Annotated in this window: 17 protein-coding genes; 13 read left to right on the plus strand and 4 right to left on the minus strand. The window is 68.5% G+C overall.

Annotated features, from left to right (window positions below; all coding sequences use genetic code 11):
• A partial coding sequence (locus AB4Y99_RS14405) for a TRAP transporter small permease (protein ID WP_441523794.1) occupies positions 1-668 on the minus strand: 668 nt, incomplete at its 3' end.
• Between the two features lie 189 nt (positions 669-857).
• Between AB4Y99_RS14405 and AB4Y99_RS14410 the strand changes: the two genes are divergently transcribed.
• Positions 858-1,325: an MmcB family DNA repair protein gene (locus AB4Y99_RS14410; RefSeq protein ID WP_133565880.1), complete on the plus strand. Its 468-nt coding sequence runs from the start codon at positions 858-860 to the stop codon at positions 1,323-1,325.
• Positions 1,326-1,462: 137 nt separating this feature from the next.
• A complete protein-coding gene (locus AB4Y99_RS14415; protein WP_441523795.1) occupies positions 1,463-2,632 on the plus strand; it encodes an MFS transporter in 1,170 nt (389 codons plus the stop codon).
• Between the two features lie 69 nt (positions 2,633-2,701).
• Here AB4Y99_RS14415 and AB4Y99_RS14420 read toward each other — a convergent pair whose 3' ends face one another.
• Positions 2,702-3,268 carry an ActR/PrrA/RegA family redox response regulator transcription factor gene (locus AB4Y99_RS14420; RefSeq protein ID WP_038364622.1) on the minus strand — a complete coding sequence of 189 codons (567 nt, stop codon included), beginning with the start codon at positions 3,266-3,268 and terminating at the stop codon, positions 2,702-2,704.
• Between the two features lie 88 nt (positions 3,269-3,356).
• The gene (locus tag AB4Y99_RS14425) at positions 3,357-4,676 is read right to left on the minus strand and encodes an ActS/PrrB/RegB family redox-sensitive histidine kinase (RefSeq protein ID WP_112765222.1); all 1,320 of its coding nucleotides are present in this window, start codon (positions 4,674-4,676) and stop codon (positions 3,357-3,359) included.
• A gap of 302 nt (positions 4,677-4,978) precedes the next feature.
• Here AB4Y99_RS14425 and AB4Y99_RS14430 point away from each other — a divergent pair, with 302 nt between their 5' ends.
• The 6 genes from AB4Y99_RS14430 to AB4Y99_RS14455 all read left to right on the plus strand — a co-directional run bounded on the left by AB4Y99_RS14430 (position 4,979) and on the right by AB4Y99_RS14455 (position 11,838).
• On the plus strand, positions 4,979-6,280 hold the full coding sequence (locus tag AB4Y99_RS14430; RefSeq protein ID WP_081925507.1) for a polyhydroxyalkanoate depolymerase: 1,302 nt from the start codon (positions 4,979-4,981) through the stop codon (positions 6,278-6,280).
• A gap of 74 nt (positions 6,281-6,354) precedes the next feature.
• The gene (locus AB4Y99_RS14435) at positions 6,355-7,095 is read left to right on the plus strand and encodes a M48 family metallopeptidase (protein ID WP_441523796.1); all 741 of its coding nucleotides are present in this window, start codon (positions 6,355-6,357) and stop codon (positions 7,093-7,095) included.
• Positions 7,096-7,199: 104 nt separating this feature from the next.
• A complete protein-coding gene (locus AB4Y99_RS14440; protein WP_112765190.1) occupies positions 7,200-7,415 on the plus strand; it encodes a hypothetical protein in 216 nt (71 codons plus the stop codon).
• A 113-nt stretch (positions 7,416-7,528) separates the two neighbouring features.
• Complete coding sequence (locus AB4Y99_RS14445) at positions 7,529-8,686, plus strand: amidohydrolase (RefSeq protein ID WP_441523797.1); 1,158 nt, start codon at positions 7,529-7,531, stop codon at positions 8,684-8,686.
• Between the two features lie 3 nt (positions 8,687-8,689).
• Positions 8,690-10,198 carry a serine hydrolase domain-containing protein gene (locus tag AB4Y99_RS14450; RefSeq protein ID WP_441523798.1) on the plus strand — a complete coding sequence of 503 codons (1,509 nt, stop codon included), beginning with the start codon at positions 8,690-8,692 and terminating at the stop codon, positions 10,196-10,198.
• A 50-nt stretch (positions 10,199-10,248) separates the two neighbouring features.
• Complete coding sequence (locus tag AB4Y99_RS14455; protein ID WP_441523799.1) at positions 10,249-11,838, plus strand: ABC transporter substrate-binding protein; 1,590 nt, start codon at positions 10,249-10,251, stop codon at positions 11,836-11,838.
• Positions 11,839-11,847: 9 nt separating this feature from the next.
• On the opposite strand, the gene AB4Y99_RS14460 is transcribed toward AB4Y99_RS14455, so the two are convergent.
• Positions 11,848-12,750, minus strand: coding sequence for an aldose 1-epimerase family protein (locus AB4Y99_RS14460; protein ID WP_441523800.1), 903 nt, complete (start codon positions 12,748-12,750; stop codon positions 11,848-11,850).
• A gap of 192 nt (positions 12,751-12,942) precedes the next feature.
• Here AB4Y99_RS14460 and AB4Y99_RS14465 point away from each other — a divergent pair, with 192 nt between their 5' ends.
• The 5 genes from AB4Y99_RS14465 to AB4Y99_RS14485 all read left to right on the plus strand — a co-directional run.
• Complete coding sequence (locus tag AB4Y99_RS14465; RefSeq protein ID WP_441523801.1) at positions 12,943-13,725, plus strand: VOC family protein; 783 nt, start codon at positions 12,943-12,945, stop codon at positions 13,723-13,725.
• Positions 13,726-13,865: 140 nt separating this feature from the next.
• Complete coding sequence (locus tag AB4Y99_RS14470) at positions 13,866-14,135, plus strand: hypothetical protein (protein ID WP_038364612.1); 270 nt, start codon at positions 13,866-13,868, stop codon at positions 14,133-14,135.
• Positions 14,136-14,151: 16 nt separating this feature from the next.
• Positions 14,152-14,442, plus strand: a complete 291-nt coding sequence (locus tag AB4Y99_RS14475) for a hypothetical protein (protein ID WP_142022315.1) — start codon at positions 14,152-14,154, stop codon at positions 14,440-14,442.
• Positions 14,443-14,495: 53 nt separating this feature from the next.
• Positions 14,496-15,257, plus strand: a complete 762-nt coding sequence (gene cobF, locus AB4Y99_RS14480; protein ID WP_441523802.1) for a precorrin-6A synthase (deacetylating) — start codon at positions 14,496-14,498, stop codon at positions 15,255-15,257.
• 59 nt (positions 15,258-15,316) lie between these two features.
• Positions 15,317-15,901 (plus strand): 2,3,4,5-tetrahydropyridine-2,6-dicarboxylate N-succinyltransferase (locus AB4Y99_RS14485; protein ID WP_441523803.1); only part of this gene is annotated, 585 nt, incomplete at its 3' end.

Here is a 15,901-nt window from a genome sequence, read left to right on the forward strand (position 1 = left end):
ACGCCGGAGAAGACGTTGAGGGCGACGACGCCGACGAAGAAGACGATCAGGTTGAGCTTGCCCAGCGGCTTCAGCATTGGGCCGGCGAGCCAGAACAGGGCGACGAGCGCGAGCGTGACGGCGGCCGCCAGCAGCACCGGCTTCCATGAGCCGAAGCGGATGAGGCGCAAGCAGGCGACGACGAGCATCAGGGCGATGCCGATGGGAAGCGCGCCCGCACGCCAGGCATTGGAGATCCCCAGCGCCGGCGTGACGATGAAGTTCTCTTCCTCCGCGTATTCCAGCGCATGCGGCAGGATCATCAGCAGAAAGGCGATCGCGGCGGTGACGGCGAGCGCCTCGAGCACCGCACGGGTGCCGGGCGAGACGCGGCTGACAAGCCCGGTCATGCGCATATGCTCGCCGCGCCTGAGCGCGATCACCGCGCCCAGCATCGACAGCCACAGGAACAGGATCGAGGCGAGCTCGTCGGACCACACCAAAGGTGCGTGGAAGACGTAACGCGCCAGAACGCCGGCGCCGAGCAGCGAGATCTCGACGACGACCAGAATCGCCGCGATCGCCTCGACCAGCAGGCCGAGCACCCGCTCGACAGGGGCGGCAGCGCGCCCAAGCGCGGTCGCGGAAACATCCGCCGAAATCGGCAGGCTTGCGCCGTGAGCATCCATCGAGACGTTTCCGCTTATCGTATTTTGAGCCCTTATAGGCCGGGGTGGGTCCGGGAGACTAGCCGTAACGTCGGGTTCTCCCGTTCGGCATGCACGCACCTCGATGCGTTGGGCCGCCTGGCTCAGGCCGATATCCCGTCAAGCAGTTTCGCGGGTTGCCTTTTTGAAAACAAAGAGAGAACATGGGCCATGTCCCTCACCGACGCCATTCTCAACCCGCCGCCGGCGCGGCCGGATATCACCCGCGCCGTCTGCCGGGGCGCCAGCCGGCATCTGCGCGAGCGCGGCCATGCCATCGTCAAGGAGATGACCTTCGCCAATGGCCGACGCGGCGACATCGTCGCGCTGTCGCCCGCGGGCGAGCTTTGGGTGGTCGAGGTCAAGTCCGGGCTCGCCGATTACCGGGTTGACGGCAAATGGCCGGACTATCGCGACTATTGCGACGGTTTCCTCTTCGCCGTGGCGCCGGAATTCCCGCGCGAGATCCTGCCTGATGATGTCGGGCTGATCGTCGCGGACGCCTATGGCGGCGAATTGCTGCGAGAGCCGCCGCGCCATCCACTCGCGCCGGCGCGCCGCAAGATGCTGACCATCGCCTTCGCGAAGCTGGCGGCGGGGCGTCTGGCGCTGCTCGAGGACCCRCCCGGCGCGGGCTGAGCGTCGGAGACGGCGCGTTCCGTGTAGCCGGGTGCCCTATCGTGAATTCATCTCACAGATGATGATCCGCCTCTCATACTAATTCACAGCCGCTTCAGGGGCTATCTCCGGGACAAATTTCGCATCCGGAGGCTTTCATGCCCGTYGCCCTTTATGCCCTGACCGTCGGTGCCTTCGGCATCGGCGTCACCGAGTTCGTGATCATGGGCCTGCTGCTGCAGGTCTCGGGCGATCTCGGCGTGTCCATCCCCGTCGCCGGCCTGCTGATGACCGGCTATGCGCTCGGCGTCTTCGTCGGCGCGCCCATCCTGACCATCGCGACGCGCGGTCTGCCGCGCAAGACGACGCTGCTCGTGCTGATGGCGATCTTCACCCTCGGTAATCTTGCGGCCGCCCTGGCGCCGAGCTTCGCCTGGCTGATGACGGCGCGCATCGTGACCGCGCTGGCGCATGGCACGTTCTTCGGCGTCGGCTCGCTGGTGGCGACGAGCCTCGTCGCGCCCGAGCGCAAGGCCTCCGCCATCGCGATCATGTTCACTGGCCTGACGCTTGCGACCCTGCTCGGTGTGCCCTTCGGCTCCTGGCTCGGCCTCGCCTTCGGCTGGCGCTCGACCTTCTGGGCGGTCACCGCCATCGGCATCCTGGCTTTCCTCGTGCTGGCGGCCTTCGTCCCCGCCGACAAGGAGCGCGTCGTCCCGGGGCCGCTCGCCGAGGAGCTGAAGGTGCTGGCTCGGCCCCAGGTCCAGCTCGGCCTCGTCATAACCGTGCTCGGCTTCGGCGGCATCTTCGCGATCTTCACCTTCATCCAGCCGATCCTCGTCCAGCTCGCCGGCTTCAGCGAGGCGGCGGTCTCGCCGGTGCTGCTCGTCTTCGGCGGCGGCCTCGTCGTCGGCAATCTGCTCGGCGGCCGCTGGGCCGACCGGAGCCTGGCGCCGGCGCTGATCGGTTCCCTCGCCTTGATGACCGTGGCGATGTTCGCGTCGGGCTTCGCCTTCCACAGCCAGACCGGCGCGGTGATCGCCGCCTTCGTGCTGGGCGCGGCGGCCTTCGCCACGGTGGCGCCGCTGCAGATGTGGGTGCTCCAGCAGGCGGGCGGCGCCGGCCAGGGCCTTGCGTCCAGCCTGAACATCGCCGCCTTCAATCTCGGGAATGCGCTGGGCGCCTGGCTCGGCGGGCTGGTGATCTCGCACGGCCCCGGGCTCGGAGCGATCGCACCGGTCGCCGCGCTGGTGCCGTTCGCGGCGCTGGGGCTGGCGGCGCTCGCGCTGACGCTGGATCGGAAGGCCGCGCGGACGGTCTGCGCCTGAAGAAGACGCTTCGGAAAGCAAAACCCCGCCGGATCGTGATCCGGCGGGGTTTTCGTTATCTGCCTGGCGTCAGCGCGGTGCGCGCTTGGCGAGGATGCGCTGCAAGGTGCGCCGGTGCATGCCGAGGCGACGCGCCGTCTCGGAGACGTTACGGTTGCAGAGTTCGTAGACGCGCTGGATATGCTCCCAGCGGACCCGGTCTGCCGACATCGGATTTTCCGGCGGCGAGGGGCGGGCGTCGCGGGCGGCGGCCAGCGCCGCATGGATCTCGTCGGCATCGGCCGGCTTGGCGAGGAAGTCGAAGGCGCCGAGCTTCACGGCGCTGACCGCCGTCGCGATATTGCCGTAGCCGGTCAGGACGACGCCGCGCGCATCCGGGCGGCGCTCCTTCAGCCGGGCGATCACGTCGAGCCCGTTGCCGTCGCCGAGCCTGAGATCGATCACCGCGAAGGCGGGTGCCGCCTCTTCCACGGCGGCGAGGCCGGCCGCGACGCTGTCGGCGATGCGCACGATATAGCCGCGGCCTTCCATGGCGCGGGCGAGGCGGGTCAGGAACGGCTTGTCGTCGTCGACCAGCAGCAGGGACATGTCGGCGCCGGTTCCGGGCCTGTCGATCTCGCTCTGGGTATCCTGCATTCTGGTCTCCTTGCCGCTTGTCCATGCGCGCTGCGGTTGCGCGGGTTTTGGGATCGTTTCGGTTGTTCGCAGGGCTTTGGCCCCGCGCTCAACCCCTCTCATGTAGTGCGGATGGCGGGGCTGCGGTACCCCCGAAGGCCGGAAGGTCGGCTTCGAAGATGTCGCGGGGCCAGTCGATCCGGATCGAGGCGCCGCTCTCCGGCGCCGGCCGGTTCGAGAATTCGATCGAGGCGCCGCCGCGTTCGAGCAGCGTCTTGGCGATGAAGAGCCCGAGGCCGAGCCCGCCGCCGGCGCGGTTCTCCGCAGTCCCGCGCGAGAGATAGGGCTCGCCCGCCCGCATCAGCACGTCGGGCGGAAAGCCCGGCCCGTCATCGGCGATGGTCAGCGTGACATGGCTTGCGGTCCAGGAGGCACGGATCGTCACGGCCGCGCGCGCGAAATCGACGGCGTTGTCGACGATGTTGCCGAGGCCGTAGATCATGCCGGGATTGCGTCGGCAGACGGGCTCCGGCTTCTCGCCTTGCATGGTGATCTCGAAGGGCACGCCGAAGGGTCGCTGCGGCCCGGCCGTTTCCTCGATCAGCAGGCGCAGCGTCAGCCTGTCGAGCGGGCCGGCATCTTCGTCCTGCAGGCTGGAGAGCTTGGCGAGGATGCCGCGGCAACGCTCGACCTGCTCGCGCAGCAGCGCGATGTCCTCGGCCATCTCCCCGTCGGGCGGGGCGAGGCGCGTCAACTCGCGGGCGACGAGCGCGATGGTGCCGAGCGGCGTGCCGAGCTCATGCGCGGCAGCGGCGGCGAGCCCGTCGAGCTGCGAGAGATGCTGCTCGCGCGCCAGCACGAGCTCGGTCGCCGCCAGCGCATCGGAGAGGTCGCGCGCCTCCTTGGCGACGCGCCAGGCATAGATGCCGGTGAAGGCGAGGCCCAGCACCAGCGCGACCCAGTTCCCCAGCTGGTAATAGGGCGGCAAGGTCGGCCGGTCCGGCCCGGCCCAGGGCAAAGGCAGGTGGAAGCGGCTGAGCACGGTCGCCAGCGCCGCGGCGAGCAGGCCGAGCACCAGCGTGCGCTGCGGCGGCAAGGCGGTCGCCGAGATCAGCACCGGCGCCAAGAAGAGGATGGCGAAGGGGTTCTGCAGCCCGCCGGTCAGGTAGAGCAGCGCCGCGAGCTGGACGATGTCGAAGGCCAGCAGCGCGGTTGCCGGGGCGTCCCTCAGCCGGTGGCTCAGCGGAAAACGCACGCGCAGCGCGATGTTCAGCCAGGCCGAGATCGCGATCACGCCGAAGCACCAGCCGAAGGGCAGGAGGAAGCCGAGGCCGAAATGGACGCCGGCGACGGCGACGCTCTGCCCGGCGATGGCGAGCCAGCGCAGGCGCACCAGCGTGTCGAGCCGCAGATGCCGGTTGGAGCGCATCAGGGCAGGCGTCGTCAGGTCGGAGGCCGTCACTGTTCCAGAACCTTGCCCAAGACCTTGCCCAAAATCTCGCCTAAGACCGCGTTCGACACCCCGTTCAACACCTTGCGATTGCTGCCGTCCTGGCTCCGTCCGCGCCGCTGCGGAGCGAGGTTCCTGCCATTGGCCATCCACATGTCAGAGAATCTTAGCCTTTAGCCGGGTTGAATGAGAACAAAATCAACGTAAGGTGCGTTGTTGCGACGCATCATCGTTTTGCTGCGCCGCCGGAAGGACGTCAAAATCGCATGTACGGGGCCGCCATGTCGTTTGCCTATCATGCCTATGAAGCGGTTCACATGCTGGTGAGCCCGATGCGCGGTGTCTCGGACGCGATGCAATTGGCGTTCAAGAACCCCGCCAATCCGCTGACCTATACGCCGATGGGCCGCAGCGTCGCAGCGTCCTGCGAATTGTTCGAGCGCATGACCCGCCGCTACGGCAAGCCGGCCTTCGGCCTCGACGAGACGACGATCAACGGCGTCAAGGTTCCGGTCGAGGAGCGCGTCGTCTGGGAACGGCCCTTCTGCAAGCTCGTCTATTTCGACCGCAAGATTCCCGGCCGCCGCAAGCCGCAGCCCAAGGTGCTGATCGTCGCGCCGATGTCCGGTCACTACGCCACGCTGCTGCGCGGCACGGTCGAGGCCTTCCTGCCCGGCCACGAGGTCTACATCACCGATTGGGCCGACGCCCGCCTCGTGCCGCTCTCGGAAGGCCGCTTCGATCTCGATGACTACATCGATTATGTCATCGACATGGTGCACAAGCTCGGCCCCGACACGCATGTCATGGCGATCTGCCAGCCTTCGGTGCCGGTCATTGCCGCCGTCGCGCGGATGGAGGCCGAGGGCGACAATGGCGCGCCGCGCTCGATGACGCTGATGGGCGGGCCGATCGACACCCGCCGCTCGCCCACCGCGGTCAACCAGCTGGCCATGGAGCGCGGCACCGACTGGTTCCGGCGCAACTGCATCACCACCGTGCCCTTCCCGCATATGGGCGCGTTCCGGCAGGTCTACCCCGGCTTCATGCAGCTGTCGGGCTTCATGGCGATGAATATCGACCGCCACGTCACCGCCCATTACGACATGTTCAAGCATCTCGTTTCCGGCGACGGCGATTCCGCCGAGAAGCACCGGGATTTCTACGACGAGTATCTCGCGGTCATGGATCTGACGGCGGAATTCTACCTGCAGACGGTCGACACCGTCTTCGTCAAGCACGCCTTGCCGAAGGGCGAGATGATGCATCGCGACAAGCCGGTCGACCTCACGGCCGTCCGGCGCGTCGCGCTGATGACCGTCGAAGGCGAGCTGGACGACATCTCCGGCGTCGGCCAGACCAAGGCGGCGCATGATCTCTGCGTCAATATTCCCGACGCGAAGCGGGTCCACTATCTCCAGCCCAAGGTCGGCCATTACGGCGTCTTCAACGGCTCGCGCTTCCGTGCCGAGATCCAGCCGCGCATCTCCGATTTCATGGTCAGCCTCGACATGGAGGCCGCCAAGGACCGCCGCGACGAGAGCGCGGGCGAGCAGCGCAAGGCGTTGAAGATCGCGGGCTGAGCCTTCCCGGCTGACGGAGGCTGCGGCGCGCAGCCTCTTCCGCATCGCCCGCGAATCCCGCACAATCACCGCGCATGCGCATCTCCCTGTTCAAGCGCCAGCCCGACCCGGACCGCATCGACGTGGTCCATGCCGGCCAGCGTTTTCCCGTGCTGGTGAAGCGGCGCGCCAATGCGCGGCGCATGACCCTGCGCGTCTCGCAGGCGACGGGCGAGGTCACCCTGACCTTGCCCGAGCGGGCCGATTTCGCCGCTGGCCGGGCGTTCGCCGAGAATCATGGCGGCTGGATCGCGGCCCGCATCGCCAAGCGCCCCCTCGCCGTGCCTTTCGAACCCGGGCGGGTGATCCCGTTGCGCGGCGTGCCGCATCGCATCGTCCACTGGTCGAAGGCGCGGGGCGTGACGCAGACGACGACGGACAAGGACGGCGCGCCGATCGTCGCGGTGGCGGGCGAGGGCGCCCATGTCCCGCGCCGGGTCAAGGATTTCCTCAGGCGCCTCGCGCTGGAGGATATCGAGAAGGCGGTGCGCCGCCATACCGCCAATCTCGGCATTCCCGCTCGCAAGATCACGATTCGCGACACAACGAGTCGCTGGGGTTCCTGCTCCGCGCAGGGGCATCTGAATTTTTCCTGGCGGCTGATCCTCGCCCCGGCCTTCGTGCTCGACTATCTCGCCGCCCATGAGGTCGCCCATCTCAAGGAGATGAACCACTCGCACCGCTTCTGGGCGCTGACACACAAGCTCTGCCCGCGCACGGAGGAGGCAGAGGCTTGGYTGAAGCGCCATGGGGCGGGGCTGCACGGCTTCGGTTGAGGCGTCGCGGGCAGGCTTCGCCAGCCCTCTTTCCGCCGTTAACCACTTTCTGAAAATTGTACCCGCACACTGGGCGCCGATTCGCCTTCAGTGTGAGTATGCTTATGGGTCAGGTCATCGCCTTCCGTCGTCCGCCACAGCCCGCCCCGGTCGGGCAGCCCGTCCTGGGCCTGTTGTCGGCGGTTGATTTCGCTCTGCGCGACCTCGCCGAGATCATGCCCCACATCGCCCTCGATTCCGCCCGCCAGCAGGCCGAAGCCTGCCGCGCCATGCTGGCCGAGGCGTTCGACGCCGAGATCGAGGCCGAGCTCGGCAATTGAACCGTCGCTGCATGGCGCCCCGGCCTCCGTGAGGCTTGCCGGGGCGTCAGAATTGTCGAACCTCTGACGGAAAGAGCCGGCTGAATCGCTGGCTGCCCGTGGGAGGTTTGCGGATGTTCCTGAGCAACAGCGACATGGTCGATCTGGTCGATCTCAGACATCGGCTGCATCGCCGGCCCGAGATCTCCGGCGAGGAACGCGAGACTGCCGCCACCATCGTCGCCTTCATCGAACCGACGCAGCCGGACCGCATCGTCACGGGCCTCGGCGGCCACGGCGTCGCGGCGATCTACGAGGGCGCCGAGCCCGGACCGACGGTGATGATCCGCGCCGAGCTCGACGCGCTGCCGATCGAGGAACTCTCCAGCAGCGATTATCGCTCTGAAATCCCCGGCAAGGGCCATCTCTGCGGCCATGACGGCCATATGACCATCCTGGCGGGGCTGGCGCGCGGGCTCCACCGCAATCCGCCCAGGCGCGGCCGCGCCATCCTGCTGTTCCAGCCGGCGGAGGAGACCGGCGCGGGAGCGGCTGCCGTCATCGCCGATCCGAAATTCGCCGCGATCGCCCCCGATTACGCTTTTTCCCTGCATAACCGCCCGGGCGTGCCGGTCGGCCATGCCCGCATCTCGGAAGGCGCGGCGAACTGCGCCTCGCGCGGCATCAGGATCGTATTCACCGGCGAAACCTCGCATGCCTCGACGCCGGAGCATGGCCGCTCGCCCGCGCCGGCCATCGCGACGCTGATCCCCGCGCTGACGGCGCTTGGGCCGGGCGGCCCGCTCGACGAGCATTTCCGTCTGGTCACGGTGACCCATGTCGAGATCGGCGAGCCGGCCTTCGGCATTGCGCCGGGTCATGGCGAACTCTGGGCGACGCTGCGGACCGTCAACGACGCGCAGATGGGTGCACTCTGCGCGGCGGCGGAGGCGCTGGTGCGCGAGGCGGCGGAGGCGAACCGGCTGACGGTCGAGATGAGCTATCACGACATCTTCCACCATTGCGAGAACGAGCCGGAGGCCGTCGCCATGCTGCGCCGGGCGATGGACGAGGAGAACGTCCCGCACGGGCCGACCAAGCCGTCGCGTGGCTCGGAGGATTTCGGCCTGTTCGGCCGTGGTGCGAAATCGGCGATGTTCCTGCTCGGTTCGGGCGATACCGCCCATCTGCACAATCCGGATTTCGACTTCCCGGACGATGCCATCGGCACCGGCGCGCGCGTCTTCATGCGGGCGCTGCGCAATCTCCTCGGCGAAGCGCAGCCGGCCTGAGTCATGGCAGCGAATTGGACAGGGGCCGCCGCGCGCGCGGCCGACATCGCCGCCGCCTGGGGCCGGGAGGCCGGGCCGGGTGGCGCCGTCGTGCTCTTCGACCGCGACGGGGTTCGCGAGGCGTTTGCCGGCGGGCTCGCCAGCATCGAGCACGGCCTGGCCTTCACGCCCGCCACGCCGAACCGCTTCGCCTCGATCAGCAAGCATGTGCTGGCCGTGGCGCTGCTGCGCGAGAGCGTTCCGCTCGACGCCCCGCTCGGCCGCTGGCTGCCCGAACTGCCGGCGCCCTTGGCTGAGGTCGAGCTCGGCCGCGCCCTCGACATGACCGGCGGCCTGCCGGACATGATGGAGGCCTTCTGGCAGCAGGGCGCGCCCTATACGGCGACCTTGAGCGCCGACGAGATCTACGCGCTCGCCTGCCGTTTCCCGTCATTGAGTGCGCCATCGGGCACCGAGATGGCCTATTCCAACACGGGCTGGAGGCTGGGGCAGCGCATCCTCGAGAAGCTGACCGGCAAGCCCTATGGCGAGACCGTTGCGGCGCTGTCGGGCGAATTCGGGCTCTCCTTCCGCCTGCCCTATGACAGCGCGGAGATCGTGCCCGGCCTCGCCACCGGCTATTGGCGCGATGGCGCGGCCTGGCGGCGCGGCCATTACGGCTTCCATTTCTCCGCCTCCGGCGGCATCGCCGGTTCGTCCGCCGACCTCGCCGGCTGGTTTTCGGCTTTGCTCGCCGGCCGCGGTCCTCTCGCCGGCATGCGGGAGCGGCTGACGGCGCCGCGCCATTTCGGGGATGGCAGCGAGAGCGTCTACCGGCTCGGGCTGGTCTGCAGCCGTCTCGGTGGCATCGACGTTGTCGGCCATGGCGGCTCGCTGCCGGGCTATCGCAACCATGCCCTGATGGCGCCCGCGCTCGGCGTCGGCGTGGTCGTGCTGACCAATCGCGAGGAGGAGGCGCTCTGGCCGGCGCTGACGGTGCTGGCGGCCTTGCTGGGGGAGCCGCTGCCGGCTGCGGCAGAGGCTCCTGTGGGGCTCTTCGCGAGCGAGGAGGGCCCGTTCTGGGCCGAGCTGACCGCCGATTCGATCAGCTTCATGGGCGGTTATGAGCGCCTCGTCGCCGATGGCGAGGTCGGCCTGCGCAGCCTGCCGGCCTATCTCGACATTCGCCTGCGGCGGGAAGGGGCGGACGGCCTCGCCGGCCTGATCGGCGGCGTCCCGCGTTCGCTGCGGCGCGTACCCGCGGACACGCCGTTCGACGCGCGATTGATCGGCCGCTGGCGCGATCCGCACTTCGGCACCGAGATCGCGATCCGGCCGGATGGCACCGCGCTATGGCCCTGGCCGGCCGGCGGCACCGCGACCCGGCTGACGCCGCTGCCCAACGGCCGGGCGCTGGCCGATCTCGCGCACGGACCCTGGCGGGCGCGATCTTGCCTCTGGCTCGACAGTACCGGCGGTTTGCGGGTCGCCGGCCACCGGGCGAGGATCTTGCAGATGGAGCGTGTCGGCTAGGCGCTCCTGAGGGGGAGGCGCCGGCCTGACGAAGACTGGAGGAGGTTCCGATGCGTCTACCCCGCCTTGCAACGGCTCTTGCCCTGACTGCGGCGGCCCTGCTGCCCCTTGCCGCCCGGGCACAGACGCAGCCGGCGCCGAACCGGGTGCTGCGCGTCGCGCCGCATGCCGATCTCAAGACGCTCGATCCGGTCGCGGCCTCCATCGTCATCACCCGCATGCACGGGCTGATGATCTACGAGACGCTCTTCGCCTGGGATTCGAACCTCCAGCCCAAGCCGCAGATGGTCGAGAGCTTCKMGACYKCKCCGGACAAGCTGWCCTGGWSKTTCACSCTGCGGCCCGGCCTCAARTTCCATGAYGGCCAGCCGGTGACGACGAAGGACGTCATCGCCTCGCTCGCGCGCTGGATGAAGCGCGACACCATCGGCGGCAAGCTCGCCGAATATACCGAAGGCATGGAGGCGGTCGACGCCAGGACCTTCAAGCTCAAGCTGAAGCGCCCGCTCGCGCTGGTGCCCTTCGCGCTCGGCTCCGCTGTCGGCCAGATCCCGGTGATCATGCGCGAGGCCGATGCCAAGAGCGACCCGATGAAACCGATCACCGAGGCGATCGGCTCGGGCCCCTTCACCTTCAATCGCGCGGAATGGCGCAGCGGCTCGAAGATCGTCTATGACCGCAACCCCGATTACGTGCCGCGCTCCGAGCCGGCCGACGGGCTCGCGGGCGGGCGGGTCGTCAAGGTCGATCGCGTCGAATGGCTGATCATGCCGGATGCCGCGACCGCCGCGGCCGCGCTCCAGACCGGCGAGATCGACATCTGGGAGCAGCCGAGCCAGGACCTGATCCCGACGATCACTTCCAATCGCGACGTCAAGGTCGAGCGTTATTCCAACCTCGCCAATCAGGTGATGCTGCGGCCGAACCATCTCTATCCGCCCTTCGACAATCCCAAGGCCCGGCTCGCGCTCGCCTATGCCACGGACCAGGCCGATTTCCTCGCCGCCGGCTTCGGTGACGAGGAATGGTGGAAGCGCTGCAACGCCTATTTCGTCTGCGGCAGCCCGAACGGCACCGAAATCGGGGCGGAAGGCTATGCCAAGCCCGATCTCGAGAAGGCGCGCCAGCTCCTGAAGGAAAGCGGCTACAAGGGCGAGAAGCTGGTGCTCTCGACCAGCAATGACATCGCGCCGATCGGCCGCATGGCCGAGGTCGCGGCCGATTCGCTGAAGAAGGTCGGCTTCAATGTCGAGGTCCAGTTCGCCGATTGGGGCGCTGTCACCACCCGCCAGCAGAACAAGAGCCCGCCGGATCAGGGCGGCTGGAACCTCTTCGTCACCTATGCCTCCGGCGCGACCATGCAGTCGCCGCTGACCAATATCGGCACCAACATGGCCTGCGAGCGCGCCTGGGCCGGCTGGCCTTGCGATGCCGAGGCCGAGAAGCTGCGCGGCGCCTTCGTCGATGCGCCCGACGATGCCAGCCGGCAGCTTGCGCTCGAGGCGCTGCACAAGCGGCTGGCGGAGGTGCAGCCTTACCGCGTGCTCGGGCAGTTCGATCAGCCCTATGCTCGCCGCAGCAATATCAGCGGCGTGCTGGCGGCGCCAGTCATGCTGTTCTGGAACATCGAGAAGAAGTGAGGCCGCGCTCTATCTTGGCGCGCGCGTCGGAATGAAATGCGGCTCGGCCCGCCAGACGAAATCGCGGCTTTCGCCGGGTGCGAGCTTGAGCACGCCCGGCTTGTCCGCGAATTCGCCCTGCCAGCCGATCGGGCTCGCCATGCTGAACCACGGCTCGATGCAAAGGAAGGGCGCGCCCGTCGGCTTCGACCAGATGCCGAGGTCCTTGTAGCCTTCCCAGCTCACGCTCAGTGCCCGGACCTCGCGCCCGGCTTCGTCGAGAGCGGCGAAACGCACGGCGTGATTGGCGACATCCGCAATGACGATGGCGTCATTGGCGAAAAGCCCCTCGGTCAGTTCGAGCTCCCGCCCGGCGAAAGGCAGCGGCAGCGCCGGGCCGAGCAATCCACCCGCGACGCCGAGGCCGGGGCCGGGTTCGGCTTGCGGAAAACTCAGCCTGTGCCGCTCCTTCGGAACGCCCTCGGCCAGGGGCCAGAGGAAAGCCGGGTGGGCGCCGACGCCGCAGATCAATGCCGTCTGCGCCGGATTCGTGACATGCGTCGTCACCGACAGCGCGCCATCCGCGATCTCGTAGGTCATCCGCAGCACGAAGCGGAACGGATAGATTGCGAGCGTCGCCTCGCTCTCCCGCAATTCCAGCACGGCGCGGCTTTCGCTGCGCTCGACCCATGCGAACAGGCTGTCGCGGGCGAAGCCGTGCTGAGTCAGGTGGTAGGCGCGGCCCTGATGGATCAGCGTGTCCTCCGCCAATCGTCCGACGATGGGAAAGAGCACCGGCGCATGGCGCGGCCATTCCGGCCCGCCATGCCAGAGCAGCGGGCCATCCGCATCCGAAAACGCGACGAGTTCGCCGCCCTGTGCGCGGATTGTCGCCTTCAGCCCGCCGGAGGCGATCTCATGGGTGTCGCTCATGGTTCTTCTCCGCCGGCGGCCTGTCCCTGTCGATAAGGCAATCGCCGGCCGCTGGGAATCCGTATGGCCGCACAGGCGCTGCGCGAGGCCCAGCCTTGCCGGCAGGCCGCTTGCCGAAGCCGGGCCTTTCGGGCGATCTGGCGGCGCGGGGCCGTCGAAGCCATCGCGAGCCATGCCTGAGCAGGACCGGCCATGCCCTTCACCATCGACCATATCGTCATCGCCGTCGCCGATCTCGACCAGGCGATGCGGGATTATGAAGCGCTGGGCTTCACGGTTCTTCCCGGCGGCGAGCATCCGCGCGGCTCGCGCAATGCGCTCGTGGTGCTGGCGGATGGCGCCTATCTCGAGATCATCGCCTTCCCGACCCCGGTTCCGGATTTCCGCTGGTGGGAGGTGTTCCGGGCGGCCGGCCCCGGCTTCGTCGACTACGCCTTGCTTCCGGATGATTTCGAAGCGGACATCGCGCGCCAGCGTGCCGCCGGCATCGAGCTGGAGGGCCCGATCGACGGCAGCCGGCTCCAGCCGGACGGCAGCCGCATCGCCTGGCGTTCGGCGCGCCCGCTGGAGCCGGACATTCCGTTTCTGGTCGAGGACACCACCCCGCGCCATCTGCGTGTGCCGGAAGGGGCGCCGCGCATCCATGCCAACGGTGTGACCGGCGTGGCGGCCGTAACTGTGGCCGTGCGCGATTTGGCCGCCGCGACGGCGCGCTACCGCGCCTTGCTCAGGCAAGAGCCTGTCGCGGTCGGCACCGTGCCGGGGCTCGGCTTCGGCCTCGCGCAGTTCCGCATCGGCGAGCAGATATTGTCCATCGTCGCGCCCCGCGACGCAGACCAGGCGCCTTCGTCGCATCTGGCGGCGCGCGGCCAGGGCATCTGCGCGCTGTCCTTCTTCGGGGCCGAGGACATCGCGCTCGACCGGGGGGCGAGCCATGGCGCGCCGCTGGAGATCGTGCGGCGCCGGCGGTCATGATCTGGTCACGCGCATCGGCGACAAGGGTGCGTTTACATTCGAATCATTCTATTTATTCAATAAAAACAACGACTTGAACGAATCGCGCTGCTCGCCTATGTCTCCTTCCGCTGAAGGAATCGACGGAGGGAAGTGCCAGCATGACCGGCATCACCGAAGCAGATGTCGCGGCCGTCATCGGCCGAATCGACGAGATCATCATGCGGGAAGTGGTCCGCACCGGCGCGAGCCGGCCGGAACTGCGCCGCGCATTCGCCCTGGCCAAAGGGCCGGCCGATTTCTCCACCCATACCGCCTTGCCGGCGCGCATGCGGCGCCTTGTCGACCTGCTCGCTGTCGCCTTGCCCGAGCAGGGGCCGCCGCCGCCCCATCGTCCCGCGGCGATGCGGGGCATCGACCGTGCCGCCTGATCTGTCGGACGGCGAGATGCTCGAAGCGGCAGGGCGCGACATCCGCGAGGCGATGATGGCGGCGTTCTGCGCCGCGCTGCAGGGGACCCGGCTGCCGCCCCTGGCGCTGGTCGAACTGACGGCGGAGGCGCTGGGATCGATCTACAGGGAGGTGGCGGATGCTCATTGCGGCAATCGGCCGTGCCCTTGTGGCTGGCAGCCATGTCCTGCGGCGGATCTGGAGGCGCTTCAAGCGGCGCTGAAGCGCGGCGCGGCGCTGTCGCGGCATCCCGACCTCGCGCGGATGGCGGTGGCCGGCCGGGCCTGATCTCGCATTTCGGGCCGGGCTCATGGTAAGTCGCTGCGAGCCTTCGGAGCAGCATGCGCAACATCCTCGTCATCGGCATCGGAGCCGGCAATCCCGACCACGTCACGATCGAGGCGATCGAAGCGCTCAACCGCGCCGATGTGCTGTTCATTCCCGACAAGGGCGAGGAGAAGGCGGCGCTGCGCCACCTGCGCGAGGCCATTTGCGCGCGTTTCATCCGCAAGCCCGGCTATCGCAGCGTGCCGGTTACCATTCCAAGGCGGGCCGAAGCCGGCGACGACTACCAGGGCGTGGTCGACGATTGGCATGCGCGCATCGCGGCCAGCTACCGGGGCTTGTTCGAGAGCGAGCTGGCCGAGGGCGAGACCGGCGCCCTGCTCGTCTGGGGCGATCCGGCGCTCTACGACTCGACGCTGCGCGTCATGGAGCGGGTCGCGGCTTCCGGCCTCGATCTCGACTGGCAGGTCTATCCCGGCATCAGCAGCGTCCAGGTGCTGGCCGCCCGCCACCGCATTCCGTTGAACACCATCGGCGCGCCGATCCTGATCACGACCGGCCGGCGGCTGGCCGCCGGCTTTCCCGCCGATCAGGACAGCGTCGTGGTGATGCTCGACGGGGAACAGGCCTTCGCCAAGATCGCTCCCGACGGGCTCGACATCTTCTGGGGGGCCTATCTCGGCACGGCCGACGAGATCCTGCTCGCCGGGCCGCTTGGGGAGACCCTCGCCGAAATCACCCGTGTCAGGGCCGAGGCCCGCGCCCGCCATGGCTGGATCATGGACACCTATCTGCTGCGCCGTCGCGCTGCGGCTTGACGGACGCGCCCTCATCCGCCATCGCTCCGGCCGTCCTTCAAGCGCCGGAGCCGTGTCCCATGTCCCTCGCCGATCTCGCCGCCACCATCGACGCCGCCTGGGAGAACCGGGCCGAGATCGGCATCTCGACCAAGGGCGCCGTGCGCGAGGCGGTCGAGCGGGCGATCGAGATGCTCGATGCGGGCGAGGCCCGCGTCGCGGAAAAGCAAGGCGCGGATTGGATCGTCCATCAGTGGCTGAAGAAGGCGGTGCTGCTCTCCTTCCGCCTCACCGACAACATGATCATCGCCAACGGCCCGGGCGAGGGCGTGTTCTGGGACAAGGTGCCGTCGAAGTTCGAGGGCTGGGGCGAGAACCGCTTCCGCGCCGCCGGCTTCCGGGTCGTGCCGCCGGCCGCCGCGCGCAAGGGCTCCTACATCGCGCCGAACGTCGTGCTGATGCCGTCCTTCGTGAACATCGGCGCCTATGTCGACAGCGGCACCATGGTCGACACCTGGGCGACGGTCGGTTCCTGCGCCCAGATCGGCAAGMATGTGCAYCTCTCGGGCGGCGTCGGCATCGGCGGCGTGCTSGAGCCGCTGCAGGCCAACCCGACCATCATCGAGGACAACTGCTTCATCGGCGCCCGCTCSGARGTCGTGGAA

Source organism: Allobosea sp. TAB14, assembly GCF_052113865.1.
Lineage (GTDB): Bacteria > Pseudomonadota > Alphaproteobacteria > Rhizobiales > Beijerinckiaceae > Allobosea > Allobosea spartocytisi.

Coding starts and splice junctions, on each gene's coding strand:
- AB4Y99_RS14475 (WP_142022315.1), top strand. CDS start 14,152: ATGCTCGAAGCGGCAGGGCGCGACATCCGCGAGGCGATGATGGCGGCG.
- AB4Y99_RS14450 (WP_441523798.1), top strand. CDS start 8,690: ATGGCAGCGAATTGGACAGGGGCCGCCGCGCGCGCGGCCGACATCGCC.
- AB4Y99_RS14445 (WP_441523797.1), top strand. CDS start 7,529: ATGTTCCTGAGCAACAGCGACATGGTCGATCTGGTCGATCTCAGACAT.
- AB4Y99_RS14460 (WP_441523800.1), bottom strand. CDS start 12,750: ATGAGCGACACCCATGAGATCGCCTCCGGCGGGCTGAAGGCGACAATC.
- AB4Y99_RS14470 (WP_038364612.1), top strand. CDS start 13,866: ATGACCGGCATCACCGAAGCAGATGTCGCGGCCGTCATCGGCCGAATC.
- AB4Y99_RS14440 (WP_112765190.1), top strand. CDS start 7,200: ATGGGTCAGGTCATCGCCTTCCGTCGTCCGCCACAGCCCGCCCCGGTC.
- cobF (WP_441523802.1), top strand. CDS start 14,496: ATGCGCAACATCCTCGTCATCGGCATCGGAGCCGGCAATCCCGACCAC.
- AB4Y99_RS14425 (WP_112765222.1), bottom strand. CDS start 4,676: ATGCGCTCCAACCGGCATCTGCGGCTCGACACGCTGGTGCGCCTGCGC.
- AB4Y99_RS14465 (WP_441523801.1), top strand. CDS start 12,943: ATGCCCTTCACCATCGACCATATCGTCATCGCCGTCGCCGATCTCGAC.
- AB4Y99_RS14420 (WP_038364622.1), bottom strand. CDS start 3,268: ATGCAGGATACCCAGAGCGAGATCGACAGGCCCGGAACCGGCGCCGAC.
- AB4Y99_RS14430 (WP_081925507.1), top strand. CDS start 4,979: ATGTCGTTTGCCTATCATGCCTATGAAGCGGTTCACATGCTGGTGAGC.